This window comes from Kocuria sp. MNB10 (assembly GCF_054073685.1).
The window spans coordinates 945,065-961,263 of record NZ_CM133411.1; the positions used below are offsets into that span (position 1 = coordinate 945,065).

General features: G+C 69.9%; 15 protein-coding genes. 9 read left to right on the forward strand and 6 right to left on the reverse strand.

What is annotated here, in order from left to right:
- Positions 1–137: 137 nt before the first annotated feature.
- Positions 138–869: a hypothetical protein gene (locus ACW9PK_RS04165; RefSeq protein ID WP_457016668.1), complete on the reverse strand. Its 732-nt coding sequence runs from the start codon at positions 867–869 to the stop codon at positions 138–140.
- 281 nt (positions 870–1,150) lie between these two features.
- Between ACW9PK_RS04165 and ACW9PK_RS04170 the strand changes: the two genes are divergently transcribed.
- The 7 genes from ACW9PK_RS04170 to pknB are packed head-to-tail and all read left to right on the forward strand — an operon-like array spanning position 1,151 to position 11,038.
- Complete coding sequence (locus ACW9PK_RS04170; protein ID WP_457016670.1) at positions 1,151–1,996, forward strand: FhaA domain-containing protein; 846 nt, start codon at positions 1,151–1,153, stop codon at positions 1,994–1,996.
- 1 nt (position 1,997) lies between these two features.
- Complete coding sequence (locus ACW9PK_RS04175) at positions 1,998–2,519, forward strand: FHA domain-containing protein FhaB/FipA (RefSeq protein WP_457016672.1); 522 nt, start codon at positions 1,998–2,000, stop codon at positions 2,517–2,519.
- Positions 2,520–2,522: 3 nt separating this feature from the next.
- A complete protein-coding gene (locus ACW9PK_RS04180; protein ID WP_368844672.1) occupies positions 2,523–4,097 on the forward strand; it encodes a PP2C family serine/threonine-protein phosphatase in 1,575 nt (524 codons plus the stop codon).
- Positions 4,094–5,824, forward strand: coding sequence for an FtsW/RodA/SpoVE family cell cycle protein (locus tag ACW9PK_RS04185; RefSeq protein WP_457016675.1), 1,731 nt, complete (start codon positions 4,094–4,096; stop codon positions 5,822–5,824). The genes ACW9PK_RS04180 and ACW9PK_RS04185 overlap by 4 nt, the downstream gene beginning before the upstream one ends.
- Positions 5,821–7,263: a peptidoglycan D,D-transpeptidase FtsI family protein gene (locus ACW9PK_RS04190; protein ID WP_085106574.1), complete on the forward strand. Its 1,443-nt coding sequence runs from the start codon at positions 5,821–5,823 to the stop codon at positions 7,261–7,263. The genes ACW9PK_RS04185 and ACW9PK_RS04190 overlap by 4 nt, the downstream gene beginning before the upstream one ends.
- The gene (locus tag ACW9PK_RS04195; RefSeq protein WP_368835766.1) at positions 7,260–9,062 is read left to right on the forward strand and encodes a protein kinase domain-containing protein; all 1,803 of its coding nucleotides are present in this window, start codon (positions 7,260–7,262) and stop codon (positions 9,060–9,062) included. The genes ACW9PK_RS04190 and ACW9PK_RS04195 overlap by 4 nt, the downstream gene beginning before the upstream one ends.
- Before the next feature lie 5 nt (positions 9,063–9,067).
- Positions 9,068–11,038: a Stk1 family PASTA domain-containing Ser/Thr kinase gene (gene pknB, locus ACW9PK_RS04200; RefSeq protein ID WP_368844675.1), complete on the forward strand. Its 1,971-nt coding sequence runs from the start codon at positions 9,068–9,070 to the stop codon at positions 11,036–11,038.
- A 91-nt stretch (positions 11,039–11,129) separates the two neighbouring features.
- Here pknB and ACW9PK_RS04205 read toward each other — a convergent pair whose 3' ends face one another.
- Positions 11,130–11,771: an anthranilate synthase component II gene (locus ACW9PK_RS04205; protein WP_457016678.1), complete on the reverse strand. Its 642-nt coding sequence runs from the start codon at positions 11,769–11,771 to the stop codon at positions 11,130–11,132.
- A gap of 189 nt (positions 11,772–11,960) precedes the next feature.
- Here ACW9PK_RS04205 and ACW9PK_RS04210 point away from each other — a divergent pair, with 189 nt between their 5' ends.
- Together ACW9PK_RS04210 and ACW9PK_RS04215 are read left to right on the forward strand one after the other, a co-directional pair.
- The gene (locus ACW9PK_RS04210) at positions 11,961–12,716 is read left to right on the forward strand and encodes a cell division protein CrgA (RefSeq protein ID WP_368835763.1); all 756 of its coding nucleotides are present in this window, start codon (positions 11,961–11,963) and stop codon (positions 12,714–12,716) included.
- Positions 12,717–12,756: 40 nt separating this feature from the next.
- Complete coding sequence (locus tag ACW9PK_RS04215; protein WP_098053657.1) at positions 12,757–13,008, forward strand: hypothetical protein; 252 nt, start codon at positions 12,757–12,759, stop codon at positions 13,006–13,008.
- 111 nt (positions 13,009–13,119) lie between these two features.
- Here ACW9PK_RS04215 and ACW9PK_RS04220 read toward each other — a convergent pair whose 3' ends face one another.
- From ACW9PK_RS04220 to ACW9PK_RS04235, 4 genes are all read right to left on the reverse strand, one after another.
- Positions 13,120–13,674, reverse strand: coding sequence for a YceI family protein (locus ACW9PK_RS04220; protein WP_085106579.1), 555 nt, complete (start codon positions 13,672–13,674; stop codon positions 13,120–13,122).
- A 152-nt stretch (positions 13,675–13,826) separates the two neighbouring features.
- Entirely contained in the window at positions 13,827–14,486 is a 660-nt protein-coding gene (locus ACW9PK_RS04225) for a flavin reductase family protein (RefSeq protein ID WP_368814856.1), read from the reverse strand.
- A 222-nt stretch (positions 14,487–14,708) separates the two neighbouring features.
- Positions 14,709–15,236 carry a flavin reductase family protein gene (locus tag ACW9PK_RS04230; RefSeq protein WP_144998569.1) on the reverse strand — a complete coding sequence of 176 codons (528 nt, stop codon included), beginning with the start codon at positions 15,234–15,236 and terminating at the stop codon, positions 14,709–14,711.
- A gap of 141 nt (positions 15,237–15,377) precedes the next feature.
- Positions 15,378–16,088: an alpha-ketoglutarate-dependent dioxygenase AlkB family protein gene (locus tag ACW9PK_RS04235; RefSeq protein WP_064845637.1), complete on the reverse strand. Its 711-nt coding sequence runs from the start codon at positions 16,086–16,088 to the stop codon at positions 15,378–15,380.
- Positions 16,089–16,199: the final 111 nt, after the last annotated feature.

The following is a 16,199-nucleotide window of genomic DNA, read 5'->3' on the forward strand; positions in this document are numbered from 1 at the left end:
CGCCCCGCTGTCAGTGTGCAGCGGGGCGCTCGGTCAGCGGCTCATAGGGGCGTCCCCGGTGATCCGCCCCTGCCTCCCCCCCCCACGAAGCGACAGGCGTGGGGGGCAAGACGGTATGTAAGCGGCGCCCCGGGACGTCAGCGCGCGGTGACGCTGCCGTTCTGCACGTTGACCGTGTACTCCTTGTCCCGGTTGTCGATGTCGAGCTCGACTTCCCAGCGCACGACGTCGTCGTCCTCGTCCAGGGAGGCCTCGTCCAGCACCTTGGTGCCCGACTCGGACTCGGCGGACTCGAAGACCCGCTTGATCGCGTCCTTCGCGCCCACGGACGCGGCACGCAGCTCGGCCACGTCGTCCTCGTCCGCGCGGCCGTCCGCACGGTCCTCCTGGACGTTCTTGCCCGTGCCGTCCACCGTGACCTGGTGGGCGTTACCGTCCGAGATCAGGTCCACCTCGAACTTGTCCGCGCGGCGGTCGTAGTCGATCTCCACCACGTCACCACCCTGGTGCTGGGCCAGCGCGGAGTCAACGGCGGCCAGCGCGGCCGCCTGCCCGCCGTTGACGGCCGCGCCGGACGCCGAACCGCTCGGGCTCGCGCTGCCGGACGCGCTGCTCGTGGGCGAGGCGCTGTCGGACGGCGAGGCGCTGTCCGTGGCGGACGCGGTGTCGGACGGGGATGCACCGGTCGCGTCGGGCGTGGCCGCGTCCTGCGTGGTGCCGGTGGCCGCCGGGGTGGCGTCCCCGGCGCCCTGGGTCGCGTCGTTCTGCGCGGGGGCCTGGTTCTGGGTGGTGTTCCCGCAGCCCACGAGCAACGAGGCGCTCAGCAGTGCGGCGGAACCGAGGGTCAGGATCTTCTGGGGTCGCTTCATGGTCCCGAGTATCGCCCGCCCCGGGGGACCGGGTCGAGGGTCCGTCGGTAGAAGTCGCAGTGTGTTGACCACCCGCGCTGCACCGCGGTACGCCGCGACGCGCCGGGCCGGCCACCGTGTCCTGCCCGGCCGGGCGCGCTCCCAGCGGGATCACGCGCGCTGTCACCGCCCACTCAGCCTGTCCGGCTACTATTCTGAACACTGTCCATGACCGTGTGTACCGCCGCCCCCTGCGGTCGCACGCCGCGCAGCGCCACTGGCTGACCGAGGAAGGAGGCGGGATGGGTTTCTGGACCGGGCTGGAGAACGGGATCGAGAAGGTGGTCCGCACCGCCTTCACCGCGGGTTCTCGCAAGCGGGTCGAGGCCGTGGAGATCGCAAGCGCCCTGCGCCGTGAACTGGACCAGGAGTCCTTCACCGTTCCCGCGGGCCGCACCATGGCACCCAACGTCTTCACCGTGGAGTTCTCCGACGACGACTTCCCCCGGGCCCAGGAATGGGGCGTCCAACTGGCCGAGGAACTGTGCGACGTCGTCATCCGCCACGCGCGCTCGCAGGCCTATACCCTGCAGGGCGCGGTGCGCGTGAGCTTCACGCGCCAGTCCGAACTCGAGGCCGGCCACTTCGACATCCTGTCCTCGTTCGAGCGCACGAGCACACCGGAGGTTCCCGCGGACGCCGGGACCTCCGCGCGCGCACCCCAACCCCCGGCGCCCGCCCCGCACGCCCGCCCGCGCGATAGCCAAGCCGCTCATTCGGCCGACGACAACGCTGCGGGTCACGTTCCCGGCGGCTATCACGACCCGGTCGACGACCAGGCCGGGCTGCAACCGGTGCCCGTGATCCAGGTGGGCGCCGAACGTTTCACGCTCAACGCGGACCGCGTGAGCGTGGGCCGCTCCGCGCAGGCGGACGTGACCGTGGAGGACACGGGGGTCTCCCGCGAGCACCTCGAAATCCGGCGCCAGGGGGACCATTTCCTGGCTGTGGACCTCGGTTCCACGAACGGTTCCTATGTGGACGGCCAGCGGATCCAGGGCAGGGCCCAGCTCGTGGACGGTTCCGTGATCACCGTGGGGCGCACCAGGTTGACCTTCCGACTGATGCTCCCGAGGGAGAGGCGCTGACGTGTCCGAACTGACCGTGACCCTGCTGCGCTACGGATTCCTGGCGCTGCTGTGGATCTTCGTCGCCGCCGTGGTCTTCTCCCAGGCGCGTGACCTGACCGTGGGCGGCAAGGCCCGCGCGGCCGTGCGCGGTGGCCGCGAGAAACTGCGTGACGCCCGCGCACGGGAACCCCGCCAGGAGGCACCCCAGAACCCCCGCCCCGCCGCCCCCACCACCGGGGGTGCGCGTACGCGCGCGCAACAGCTCGTGGTCGTGGACGGCCCGCTCGCCGGGCGTAGCTTCCAACTGGGATCGGCCCCCGTGATGCTGGGCCGTTCCGCAGAGGCCACCATCCCGCTCGAGGACGACTACGCCTCGGGGCGCCACGCCCGCCTGTTCGCGCAGGGATCCAAGTGGTTCCTGGAGGACCTCGGGTCCACGAACGGCACCTACCTACAGGACCAGCGACTGTCCCGCGCCACCGTGGTGGACCCGGGTGCCCGGTTCCGGGTGGGGCGCACCGTGATGGAACTGAGGCCGTAGCCCATGCCCATTGCTTTCCGATATGCTGCTCGCTCCGACGTGGGCCGGGCCCGTTCCAAGAACGACGACTCCGCCTACGCCGGCCGCTACCTGGCCGTCGTCGCGGACGGGATGGGTGGTCACGTGGGGGGTGACGTCGCCTCGGCCTCCGCGGTGATCGACCTGACCCACCTGGACCACGGCGGCTACGACGGCGACGCCGAGACCGTGCTCGCGGACGAGATCCAGAACGCCAACCAGAACCTCGCGAAACTCGTACAGTCCAATCCACGGTTGGGCGGGATGGGCACCACCGTGACGTCCCTGCTGATCGACGGGGACGTGATCTGCGTGGCGCACATCGGGGACTCCCGCGCGTACCGGTTGTCCGAGGCCGAGGGTTTCGAGCAGGTCACTACCGACCACACGTTCGTCCAGCGGCTGATCGACGAAGGCCGGTTGCAGCCCGAGGAGGCCGAGACCCACCCCCACAAGAACGTGCTCATGCGGGTGCTCGGTGACGTGGACGCCTCCCCCGAACTCGAGGTGCGCACCGTGCGCCCGGCCGTGGGTGAGCGCTGGTTGCTGTGCTCCGACGGCCTCAACGCGGTGGTGAACGCTCAGACCATCGAGAACGTGATGCGCTCCACGGGGGATCTGAACCAGATCGTGAACTCTCTCGTGGAACTGACCCTGGACCGCGGGGCCCCGGACAACGTGACCGTGGTTGTGGTGCAGGTGGACGAGATCCCCCAGGGCAGCGAGGCCCACCCCATGACCGGGGAGAGCCAGGGGGCCGTACCGGATCAGTCCCGCACGTCGGACGAGCAACTCATGAGCGAGTCCGAGGTGGAGCATTGGGACGGACCCATGGACTCCCCCGTGGCCGGCGGCGGCACCGACTACCGCGAACCCGGCTACCCCCACACCACATCGCAGCCCACCCAGTCCTCGGCCTCCGTGCTGCGCCGGGACCTGGCCGAGCGTCCCCACCTGCTCGTGGGTGCCGCGGCGAACGCGACCCAGACGGGGCGCATCCCTACCGTCTCGGACTCGGCGATCCAGCGCCGCGCCACGATGCTCGCGACCTCCACGCTGGACGTGACCACCGATCCCGCCGAGGTACGCAGCCTGTTGCGTCGCAAGGGTGACGACCCCGCGCGCGGGACCAAACGCCGTCGTGCGGCGTGGATCGTGGGCGTCGTCGTGCTCGCCCTCGCCCTGCTGCTCGGCGGGTGGGGTGCGCGCGCGTGGACCTCGTCCCAGTACTACGTGGGTGAGGACCGGGGTCACGTGGCCGTGTTCCAGGGGGTCTCGCAGTCCCTGGGTCCCATTTCGCTGAGCGAGTTGAGCGCGACCACCGAGATCCCCGTGGACTCCCTGTCCCAGTACGCGCAGGACCGCGTGCGCGCCACGATCCCCGCGGGCAGCCGCGAGGAGGCCGAACAGATCGTCGCGGACCTGGAGTCCTCGCGCGGACCCGAACCCCGCCCCACGGGCCGGGTGACGGTCACGACCCCCACACCGAACCCGTCCGCGAGCGCGTCGCCGAGTGGCTCGGCCACCCCGCGCACGTCCCCCGGGGGTGAGAACCGATGAGTTCGACCGTGAACGCCGCGCCCGAGCGCGGCACAGAGGCTCCCGTGCGCCCCAGGCCGCGGCGGATCACCGAGTTACTGTTGCTGCTCGTGGCCCTGGCGATCGGCGTGAGCGCCAACATCCTGGTGGATCCCGAACGCGCCCAAGCGGATCCCCGCCACATCATCATGAGCGGTACCGTGCTGGGCGTGGGCGCCCTGCTGGTGCACGTGGTGCTGTGGATCCGGGCGCGCTACGCGGACCCCTACCTGCTCCCGCTGGCCGTGGCGCTCAACGGGCTCGGGCTGGCGATGATCCACCGCATCGACCTGTCCACCAACCAGAGTGCCGCCAACACCCAGGTGGTGTGGACCGGCGTGGCCATGCTCGCGTGCTGCGTGGTGCTGTGGTTGCTCAAGGACCACCGGCGACTGCGCAACGTCACGTACATCATGTTGCTGCTCTCCGCCGTGCTCCTGCTGCTGCCCATGATCCCGGGCCTCGGCGTGGAGATCAACGGCGCCCGACTGTGGATCTCGGTGGCCGGGCGCACGTTCCAGCCCGGTGAGATCGCCAAGATCACGCTGGCCATCTTCTTCGCGGGCTACCTCTCGACCAACCGGGACCTGATCCTGCTGGCTGGGCGCAAGATCGGCCCCGTGCGCCTGCCGCGGTTCCGGGACATCGCCCCCATGCTCGCGGCGTGGGTGATCGCGATCGGCGTGCTGGTGCTGCAGAAGGACATGGGTACCGCCATCATGTTCTTCGGCCTGTTCCTGGCCATGGTCTACCTGGCCACGGGACGCCTGGGCTGGATCGTGTTGGGCGTGCTGCTCATGGCCGTGGGAGGTTTCGCCGCGAGCCGCATGTTCTCCCACGTGGCCCTGCGCCTGGACGCGTGGCTGGACGCCTTCAACCCGGACGTCTACAACCGCTCCCCCGGTGGCTCGGCGCAGATCGTGCAGGGACTGTTCGGTCTGGCCTCCGGCGGACTGTTCGGTCAGGGCCTGGGCCAGGGGCGCCCGGACCTGGTCTCCTATTCCAATTCGGACATGATCATCACGGCGTTCGGTGAGGAGCTCGGGCTGATCGGGCTCGGCGCGATCCTGGTGATGTTCCTGCTCTTCGCGACCCGCGGGTTGCGCGCGGCCCTGGGTACCCGTGATGCGTTCGGCAAGCTGTTGGCCGCGGGCCTGTCCTCGCTCATGGTGCTGCAGTTGCTCGTGGTGATCGGCGGTGTCACGCGGTTGCTGCCGCTGACCGGTCTGACCACCCCGTTCATGTCCGCCGGTGGGTCGTCCCTGCTGTCCAACTGGATCATCGTGGCGATCCTGCTGGCCATCTCCCACAGCGCGCGGCGCCCCGTGGTCACCGGTCCCGCCACGGACGAGGACCTCGCGACCTTCGAGCGCCGCCTCCGCGCCCGCGAGGAACGCCGCGACGATGAGCGCACCCGCACCGACGGCGCCGATGCCGCCCCGGGCCGGGAGCCGGCCACGGAGCCCACCCCGTCGCTGTCGCGGACCACGTCCGTATCCCACGACGCCGCGGCGTCCCCGGGCGCGGCGGAATCGGCATCCGCGACCGAGGCGATCTCGCGGATCACGCATCGCTCGAGCGGTTCCGCCGGCTACGGCGCCACGCGCGCCTCCCGGAGCGACCGCACCGAAGGTGACGCGGCGTCGTCGTCCGGTGAACGCGGCGCATCCGGCGGCAACGCGCACGATCAGGAAGGGGGGACCCGGTGAACAAGGCGATCCGGCGCATGTGGCTCATGGCCGTGGCCATCATGGTGGTGCTACTACTGACACTGACGTACGTGCAGTTCTTCGCGGCCAACGCCCTCCAGGCCAACCCGTGGAACAACCGCACGCTGTATGAACAGTTCGGCCGGGACCGCGGCTCGATCCTCGTGGGCGGGAAGGAGATCGCTCGCTCCGTGCCCGCGGACGGCGACTTCGCGCACCAGCGCGTCTATTCGGACTCCCCCCTGTACGCGAACCTCACCGGGTACTTCTCCCTGGTCTACGGGGCCACGGGACTCGAATCCGCCATGGGTGACCAGCTCTCGGGCGCGTCCGACGACCAGTTCTACGACCGCGTGGTGTCCCTGTTCTCCGGGAACCAACCCAAGGGCGCCTCGGTGGAGCTGACCCTGGACCCCGAGCTGCAGCGCATCGCGTACAACGCACTGGAGGGTCACAACGGCTCCATCGTGGCCGTGGACCCCAAGACCGGCGAGATCAAGGCCATGGTCTCCCGCAAGAGCTACGACGCGAACGCCCTGTCCTCGCACGACACGAACCAGGTGGTCGCCGCAGCCCAGTCCCTGAACGCGGACCCGGACAAGCCGCTCGTGAACCGCGCGATCAGCGGGGACCTGTACTCCCCCGGTTCCACGTTCAAGATCATCGACACCGTGGCCGCGCTGGAGTCCGGAAAGTACACGACCGACACCACGCTGCCGAACCCCAACGAGCTCCCGCTCCCGGACACGACAGTTAGCCTGCCCAACTACCGCCAGGGCGGGTGTGCCGCGCGCTCCCAGGTGGACCTGCGCTTCGCGCTCGAGCAGTCCTGCAACACCCCGTTCGCGCACATCGCCATGGACCTGGGCCAGGACAAGATCCGCCAGACCGCGCAGAACTTCGGCTACGGCCAGAACCTGGACATCCCGCTGCAGGTCACCCCGTCCGTGTTCCCCGAGGACATGAACCAGGCCCAGCTCGCCCTGTCCTCGATCGGACAGTACGACGTCCGCACCACCCCGCTGCAGGTGGCCATGGCCTCCGCGGCTATAGCCAACGACGGTGTGATGATGCGTCCCAGCCTCATCAAGACCGTGCGCTCCTCGGACCTGTCCGTGATCGACCAGTTCCAGGCCGAGCAGCTGCGCCGCTCCACGGACGCGGAGACCGCGGGCACCGTCAAGGACCTGATGACCTCCGTGGTCAGTAACGGCATCGCGTCCGGCGCGGCCGTGCCCGGCGTGCAGGTGGCCGGGAAGACCGGCACGGCGGAGATCGGCAGGGACGGATTGAACGATTCGTGGTTCACTGGATTCGCGCCCGCCGACGACCCCCAGTTGGCGGTGGCCGTGGTGGTCGAGGACGTGGACGTCACCACAGGGTCTTCCCTGACCAGCCCCAGTGCCCGGCAACTCTTCGAGGCGGTGTTGAACAAGTGAGACCATCGTCGAACACCACCCTGGGCGGCCGTTACGCCCTGACGGAACGAATTGCCATCGGCGGCATGGGCGAGGTGTGGAAGGCCAAGGATCAGGTCCTGGGTCGGATCGTCGCGGTGAAGATCCTCAAGGACGAGTACAACGGGGATCCCACGTTCCTGCAGCGTTTCCGGGCGGAGGCCCGTCACACCGCCCTGCTCAACCACCCGGGTGTGGCCAACGTCTTCGACTACGGCGAGGACGAGGGCTCCGCGTTCCTGGTCATGGAACTCGTGCCCGGCGAACCGCTGTCCAACATCATCGACCGGCAGAAGTCGTTGGACCCGGACACGGTCTTGAACTACATCGGCCAGACCGCCCGCGCCCTGGCCGCCGCGCACGCGCAAGGGCTCGTGCACCGGGACGTGAAGCCCGGCAACCTGATCATCACCCCGGACAACCGCGTCAAGGTCACCGACTTCGGCATCGCCCGGCTGGCGGACCAGGTGCCGCTCACGGCCACCGGCCAGGTCATGGGCACGGCCCAGTACCTGGCCCCCGAGCAGGCCACCGGTCAGACCGCCACGGGCTCCTCGGACATCTACTCCCTGGGGATCATCGGCTACGAACTGCTCGCCGGCCGGCGCCCCTTCACGGGGGAATCCCAGATCGCGATCGCCCTGGCCCAGGTCAACGACAACCCTCCCGCGCTGCCGGACTCCATCCCGGACCCGGTGCGCGCCCTCATCATGTCCATGCTCGCCAAGGACCCGGAGGAACGCCCGGAGAACGCGGGCAAGCTCGCCAACGCCGTGGATGCGCTGCGCCGCGGGGACGTCACGGCCGCGGTCACGATGGTCCCGGGGATGCAGCCATTCCTGTCCCAGGACTTCTCCGACGAGCAACCCACCGAGGCCATCGCACCGGTCTCGGGACCGAGCACCCGGCCCATGTCCGGGACGGCCGCCGCGGGAGTGACCGGTTCGGCCGCGGCCGCGGCCCAGCCGGACCCCAAGTACAGCGCCCACCCCTCTACCGCACAGTTCGACGCCGTGAACCGGCCACCGAGCTCGCAGCGCGGTTCCACCCCGCAGGGTGAGCGGCGCAAGACGTCCGTGTGGGCGTGGTTGTTGCCGCTGCTCGCACTTCTGGTGGCCCTGGCCGTGGCCGGGGTGTACTTCTTCTCCTCGCGGGACGATTCCGGCTCCCCCGCACCGGGCACCGTCACGTCCTCCACCGTGAGCCCCACCGCGAACACCGTGGTGTTGCCCGCCAACATGGTGGGCCGCGACGCGGACCAGGTCGCCTCCGAGATCACCGCCATGGGCGTGAACGTGGACAAGCGGCTGCAGCAGGGCACGGGTCAGGCGGAGAACACCGTGGTCTCCGTGGAACCCGCGGCCGGTTCGCGGGTGAAAGTCGGTTCCACCGTGGTGATGTACGTCGCGTGGACCCCGGGTGCCCAGACGACCCCGGGGGCCGGGACCGGGGGCACCGGTGCCACGCAGTCACCGCAGCAACAGCCCGAGCAGAACCAGAACACCCAGGCACCGCAACAGACCGCTCCCACCAACGGCGGGGGCAACGGCGCCGGTAACGGCGACGGCGCGGACAACGGCGGGGCCGGTAACGGAGCCACCAACGGCGCCGGGGAGACCGGCCAGAACGGGGCGAACACCCAGGCGGACACCGGTGCCCAGGGGACCACGGATCAGAGCGCCCGCTCCGAGGCAGGATCCGGGCAGTCCAACCCCGTGCAGGGCACCGGTGACGGGGCGCTCGCGGCTCCGAGCGCTCCCGGCAGCGGCGCGGGCGGCTGACACGCATGGGGACGTCGGGACTGCCGGATCTGATCAACGACCGGTACGAGGTCGGTGAGGTCATCGGCCGCGGTGGCATGGCCACGGTGCACGTGGGACAGGACGTTCGCCTGGGCCGCCGCGTGGCCATCAAGATCCTGCGTCCGGAACTGGCCGCGGATGAGACGTTCCACGAGCGGTTCCAGCGCGAGGCCCACGCCGTGGCGTCCCTCAACCACCACTCGATCGTGGCCATCTACGACACCGGGGAAATCCGCCCCCAGGGCCCGGACGGTGTCCTGCGCCCCTACATCGTCATGGAATACGTCCCCGGGCGCACACTGCGGGAACTCATGCACGGGCCGGGGGTCACTCCGGAACAGGCCATCGAGTACATGCTCGGCATCATGGACGCCCTGTCCTTCAGCCACCGCGCGGGGATCGTGCACCGGGACATCAAACCCGCCAACGTCAAGGTCACCCCGGACGGCAGCGTCAAGGTCATGGACTTCGGGATCGCGCGTGCCGTGGAGGACACGCAGGCCGCGCTGACCCAGTCCCAGGCCGTGCTCGGCACCGCACAGTACCTTTCCCCCGAACAGGCCAGCGGGGCCGCGGTGGATCCCCGTTCGGACCTGTACTCCGCCGCGTGCGTGCTCTTCGAGTTGCTGACCGGGCGCGCGCCGTTCGTGGGGGAATCCTCCGTGGCGATCGCCGCGCAGCACGTTCGGGACGCGCCGCCCGCGCCGTCGGCGGTGAACCCGCAGTTGCCGCCCGCCGTGGACCGGTTCATGGAGCGCGCCCTCGCCAAGGACCCGCGGGACCGGTTCGCGGACGCCGGACAGATGCGCCGGGCCCTGCGTGAACTGGGCGGGCAACTGCCCGGCAATCTCGGGGCCACACAGCCCATCGACGTCACCCACACCGTCGATTCCCACACCAAGACCCTGCCCGCGGTGGGTGCCGGTGCCCCGGCCGCCGCCGTGACCGCCGCGGGGCGCAGCGAGGATGCCGAGCCCACCGTCTCCGCACAGTACGGCGGGTTCGACGACGACGCCGCGGCCGACGACCCAGCGCCCGTCGCCGCCCCCGCGTCCGCCTCCGCGCCGTACGAACAGCGCCGTCGCAGGCCCCTGTGGGTCGTGCCCGTGGTGCTGCTGCTCGTGCTCGCGCTGCTGGTCGGCGGAACCGTGCTGGGCGTGCGGTGGTGGCAGGACCAGCAGGTCGAACAGGTCGCGCAGGTGAGCGTCCCCCAGGTCACGGGGATGGACAGCACCACGGCGGAGAACACCCTGCGGGACGCGGGGCTGAACCCCACGTTCACCACGCAGCACAGTGACAGCGTGCCGGACAAGCACGTGATCAGCATGAGCCCCGCCGCGGGGACCCAGGTGGACCAGGGGTCCTCGGTGGCCGTCGTGGTCTCCGAGGGGCCCGAGAACGTGACCGTGCCCAACGATCTCGTGGGCCAATCCTTGGACTACGCCCGCCAGTCCCTGCAGCAGGCCGGCCTCACGGCGGGCCCGGTCAGCACGGTCAACAGCGCCACCGCGCCCCACAACGTGGTGCTCTCGACCGATCCCGGACAGGGCGCCTCGGTGGCCCGGGACAGCGCGGTCAAACTGCAGGTGTCCACGGGCAAGGTCACGGTCCCGGACGTCGTCGGCCGCAGCCGCGCGGAGGCCGAACAGGCCTTGCGGGCGGACGACGTGCGACTCAACTACGACGTGGAGATCCGCGAGACCGAGGATGCTGAGGCTGGCACGGTGCTGCGGCAGTCCGCTCCCGCGGGGTCCTCCGTGAGCCAGGGGTCCACGATCACGCTCACGGTGGCCCGGAAGGTGACGCCCACGCCGAGCCCCACCCCGTCCCCGACGAACGAGGACGAGCCCACGGCGGAACCCACGACTCCCGCCGAACCCACGGATGCCGCACCGCAACCCACGCAGCCCCAGCCCACGAGTCGCCCCACCGCATCCCGCGGGGGCGACGGCTGAGATCGGCCGGGCCTTACTGTGCGGGGCCTTGTTTCGACGGACCTCGCTCCGACGGAGTGTGCGGTCCGGGTGCCTCTGACGGAACTGGTTCTCAGGCGGTCATGAGCGGGGACAACCCCGCGGCCGCCGCGGCGGCACCGTGCTGGCCCACTTCCTCGAGCCAGTTGCCGAGCATGAGGTAGCCACCCTCCGTGAGCACGGACTCGGGGTGGAACTGCACACCGTGCAGCGGGGCGGAGCGGTGCTTGAGACCCATGACCACCTGCCCGTCGTCGGTGGTCGCGGTGACCTTGAGGCAGTCCGGGACGGTGTCCGCGGCCACGGCGAGCGAGTGGTACCGGGTCGCGGTGAACGGCGACGGGACCGAGGCGAAGACGCTGTCCCCGTGGTGCACCAACTGGGACGTCTTGCCGTGCATGAGCTGTTGGGCGTGGCCCACGCGAGCGCCGTAGACCTCACCGAGCGCCTGGTGGCCCAGGCACACGCCGAGCAACGGTGTCCTGGTGTGCTCCGCCCAGCGGATCAGGTCCGCGCACACGCCGGCCTCCGCGGGGGCACCGGGGCCGGGGGACAGCAGGACACCCTGGTGTTCACCGGCGAGAGCGGTGGCCGCGGCGACGTCCAGGTCGTCGTTGCGCACCACGGTCGTCTGGGCCCCCAATTGCTGCAGATACCCCACCAAGGTGTAGACAAAGCTGTCGTAGTTATCCACGACGAGAATCTTCACAGACACTCAAGAACTCCTGCGCGTTCACCAATTGACAGAACTCGCGCCAGTCTACGCCCGCTCGGGCGGATAGACTGAACGCCGATCTCGCGGCAGGAACCGGTCCCCGCCGCACCCGCGGGCCGCCACGGCCGCGAACCCACCCCCGGGCCACGCCCGGACGTGGTGCCCACGCAGCAGGAGGAAAGAACGCCAGTGTCTGAGCCCAAGAAGCGCTTCGGTCGATCCCGTAAGTCGCAGGACGACACACAGGACTTCGCCCTCACGGAACGGGACCGCGAACTCGCCGCCCTCGCGGCGGAGATCCTTCCCCGCAACAGCGCCGCCGCGTCCTTCGAGCGTTCTGCCGCGCGCAAATCCGGGTCCTCGGCCGTCTCCACCAAGGATGCGGCGACCGACCACGGTCTCGCCGACGACGCCGCTGCGCCCGGTACCGGGGATGCGTCCGGTGACCCGGCTGTGCCCGCTGGCAAGACGACGTCCGTCGGTAAGGGCCGGGCAGGGAAGAAGCGGGCGGCCGCGGCATCCGTGTCCGCTTCCGGGACCGCTGTAGCGAACGAATCCGGCATGAAGGGGGCCCGGGCCGGTACGTCCGGAGCGGACGCGTCCGGCGAGGCCGGGTCCACCGACGAGCCGGGCGTCGGCACGTCCGATACGAGCGAGGACGCGGAGACGCCCGCGGCGCGCAAGAAGCTGCAGCGGGACGAGCGACGTCGTGCGGCGAAGGCCGCCAAGGCGGAGAAGCGCGAGCGCCGGTCCACCGACTACCAGCCCACGCCGCTGTGGTACAAGGTGGTCATGATCGGGTTGATGATCCTAGGGCTGTTGTGGATCATCACCTACTACCTGTTCCAAGGCATGGTGCCCATCCCCGGGATCAGCGTGTGGAATCTGGTGATCGGGCTCGGGTTCATGCTGGCGGGGCTCATCATGACCACCAGATGGCGTTGACCCTGCCACCGATCCGCACTCGCGCCCCGCAGGAGGCCTCGTGAACACTTCCCCTCACCCCCCGTCGCCCGATGACGGGCGGGGCGCCGGGCCCCCCGATCGGAACTTCCCGGACGACGACGCCGCTCCGGGGCCCCTGTCCGAGGCGTCGTCGCGCCGAGGCGCGAACGAAACCCGCCGCGAGGGGTACCGGATCAACCCCGCGCGTATGGAGGTGCGGGTGCGGCGCATCGCGCTCGTGGGACTCGTGCTCGTGCCGCTGATCTACTTCATCGTGCAGTCGTTGCGCTAGCCGCGCTCCTGCCCCGCGGAACGCAAGTGCCCCATCGGTCGTACAACCGGTGGGGCACTGTTCACGCGGGGAGCGAGTCGCTCGGGCGCGAGATGCTCAGGTGCGAGTCGTTCAGTTGGTGGACTCCGGAGCGGTGAACTCCACGTCCAGGTCGATGCGCACCTTGTCGGAGACCATGACCCCGCCGGCCTCGAGAGCGGCGTTCCAGGTCACGTTGAACTCCTTGCGGGAGATCGAGGTGGAGGCGGTGAAGCCCGCGCGGGTGGTGCCGAAGGCGTCCACGGCCACGCCGTTGAACTCGGCGTCCAGCTTCACGGGCTTGGTCACGCCACGCAGGGTGAGCTCGCCGGTCACGGTGCCCTCACCGTCGTTGAGCTCCAGGCCGGTGATCTTGTAGGTCATCTGCGGGTGGTTCTCCACGTCGAAGAACTCGGCCGAGCGCACGTGGTTGTCGCGGGTCTCGTTCTTGGTGTCCACGGAGTTCATCCCCACGGCCACCTGGCCGTTGGACTGGGAAGCGTCCTCGGCCACGTTGAGTTCACCGGAGACGTCGCTGAACACACCGCGCACCTTGGAGATACCGGCGTGGCGGACGGAGAACGCGACCTCCGTGTGGGCGGGGTCCAGGGTCCAGGTTCCGGGGGTCATACCTTCGAGCGTGGTCATTCGTTTCTCCTTGGCATCGGGCGGGCCGTCGTCGGACGGCCCAATTGGTTGCTTCGGAAACTAATTTACGACCCGCTGTTTGATGCGTCAACCTATTCTGGAGAAAACTTTGGGTGAACAGCGTCACACACGGCACGGCGAAGGCCCGCCCGTCAGAGGTGCAGGTCCAGCACCGAGCTGTCGCTGAGGCCGTGGAACTGCCGCTGGTGGTACACAAGCGGGCTGCCCGAGCCCTCTTCACCCAGGACCTCCACGACGGCGGCATTGAACACGAGCGCCGGCCCGGCCTTGATCCGCGCGAGCGGGATGGCCCTCAGCACGCGGCGCACCCCGAGCAAGCGGGGCTCGCCTGTGGACAGCGTGGTCCACTCCATGTCGTCCCCGAAACGGGGTGCACCCGAAATGGCGAAGGATCGTGCGAGTTCCACGTTGTCCGAATCCAGGAAATGCACCACGAAGGAATCGGCCGTTGCCACGACGGCCGCTGAACCGCGCTTGGCCTGCAGCGAGAAGCCGAGGATCGGGGGGTCGGCGGAGATGGAGGAGACGGAGGACGCCGTGAGGCCCACGGGGCCTTCCGGCCCGGCGACCGTGATGATCGCGATGCCCGCGGGATGCTGACCGAACGCGGACTTGAACCCTTCCGTCAGGCGCGGATCGCTGTGCAGCGCCTCCGTGGGGGCCACGAGGTCCACGGCATGTGCGGCGACCCGTTCTGCCTCACCCCCGGATGCCGGGACACCGTCCAACCCCTGGCCGGGGTCGGGGGTCTCGGGATCTGCTGAGGTGTTCTGGCTGACGCGGTCCGGCATGGTGGGTCCTCTCACACGGCTGTGTTCCCGGATCGGCGGTCCGGCCGCCGTTATCCGGACAGGCTAAATCCTGCCAGGCATCTCATGTCCAACACATGATTTCGTAGTCCACATTCTGGGCCACACGGCGCAATGAGACGTCACATTGGGGGGACACCACCACTGCGCACCGTGCGACGAGCGATCCCCCACTTCTCACCGTACGCCCACCCGCGGCCGGGATCACCCGATGCTCTTGTACTCCCTCGCGAAATGGATCAGGGGACGGTCCGCGGCACCCGCGTCCACCCCTCGGCCCATGGCCGTGACACGCCCCACGACCACCAGGTGGGTTGCCGCGGTGTGGGTGGACACGGTGTCCAGCTCGAACCAGCTCAGGCACCCGTCGATCACAGGCGTCCCCGTGCGCTCGGTGCGGTGGAACGGGACGGTGTCCAGCAGTCCGTCCACGGGGTTGCCCGGACTCGCGAGCCAATTCGCCACGGAGCGCTGATCCGCGTTCAGCAGGGACAGGGCCCAGGATCCGGAGCCCTCCACGGCCTCGCACATCCGCCCCATGTCGTACAGGCACACGAGCATGGTGGGCGGATCGTAGGAGACGTCCGCGAACGCCGTGACGGTGATCGCGTGGTCCTTGCCCCGGTAGCGCGAGCACACCACGCCCACCCCCACCGCGTGATCGGCGGCCAGGGTGCGATAGCGCTCCACCTGCACGTCCGTGGGGCTGGGATCCAGGGTCTCGTTCTGCATGACCCCAGTGTGTCATCGCGCCCGTCGCGGCCCCGGGTCCGAGCGGGGCACCGGTTCTCGTGGCCGAGCCGCGCGCAGACCCTCGCGTTCGAGCGGGGCGCCCGACCCCGTCTGCCGACAGACGGGGTCGCTCTCAGCACGTCAGCGCGCTCGCCGGTGTCCACCCGTCATGCGTAGCGTGATGTTCAACCGCCCGCCGTTCTTCAACCCCAGGTGCAGGCCACCCGTGCCGGGGAACACTTTGGGCACGCCGTGGAACGCGTACCGGGAGGGTCCGCCGAACACGAACAGGTCCCCCGAGCGCAGTTCCACGTCCCGGTACGGAGCCGTGCGGGTCTCGGTGTTGCCGAAGCGGAACGTGCATGTGTCCCCCAGGGACAGGGACACGATGGGCGCCGCCGAGAACTCGTCCTTGTCCTGGTGCATCCCCATGTGCGCGGCGCCGTCGTAGTAGTTGACCAGCGCGGAGTCGGGGACGAAACCGCGGACGACGTCCTCGACTTCGGGGACGCCCACATCTCCCGCGTCCACCACCCCGTACGCGTCCGCCACGGCCCGCGCACCCAGGTCCACGAGCCAGTCCGGCAGGGCCGCGACCTCCGCTCCCCCGGTGGCCCCGTAGCGGTAGGGGGTCCGATTCGCGCCGAGCATGACCGACTGCACGGACATCCGACCGCCGCCCGGCATCACCTGGTGACGCATGGGGGCCGAGCGCACCCAGTCACGGCACGCGGCCACGAGATCGTGCTGCCGGGCGACGGGGAGCCAATCGGGAACGTGCACGGCCCCGGGCGCGAGCACGGTGGGCTCGCGGGGGACGGTGAACAGCTCGGTGACCTCGTACTCGGCCATGCCCGTGAGCCTATGACCGACCCCCGACACCCACAACGCGCGCCGCCAGGCGCCGGCTGGGGCGATCCGAGCAGGGCGCCCCGAGAACTGAACCGGCAAGTCCGGGTCCGG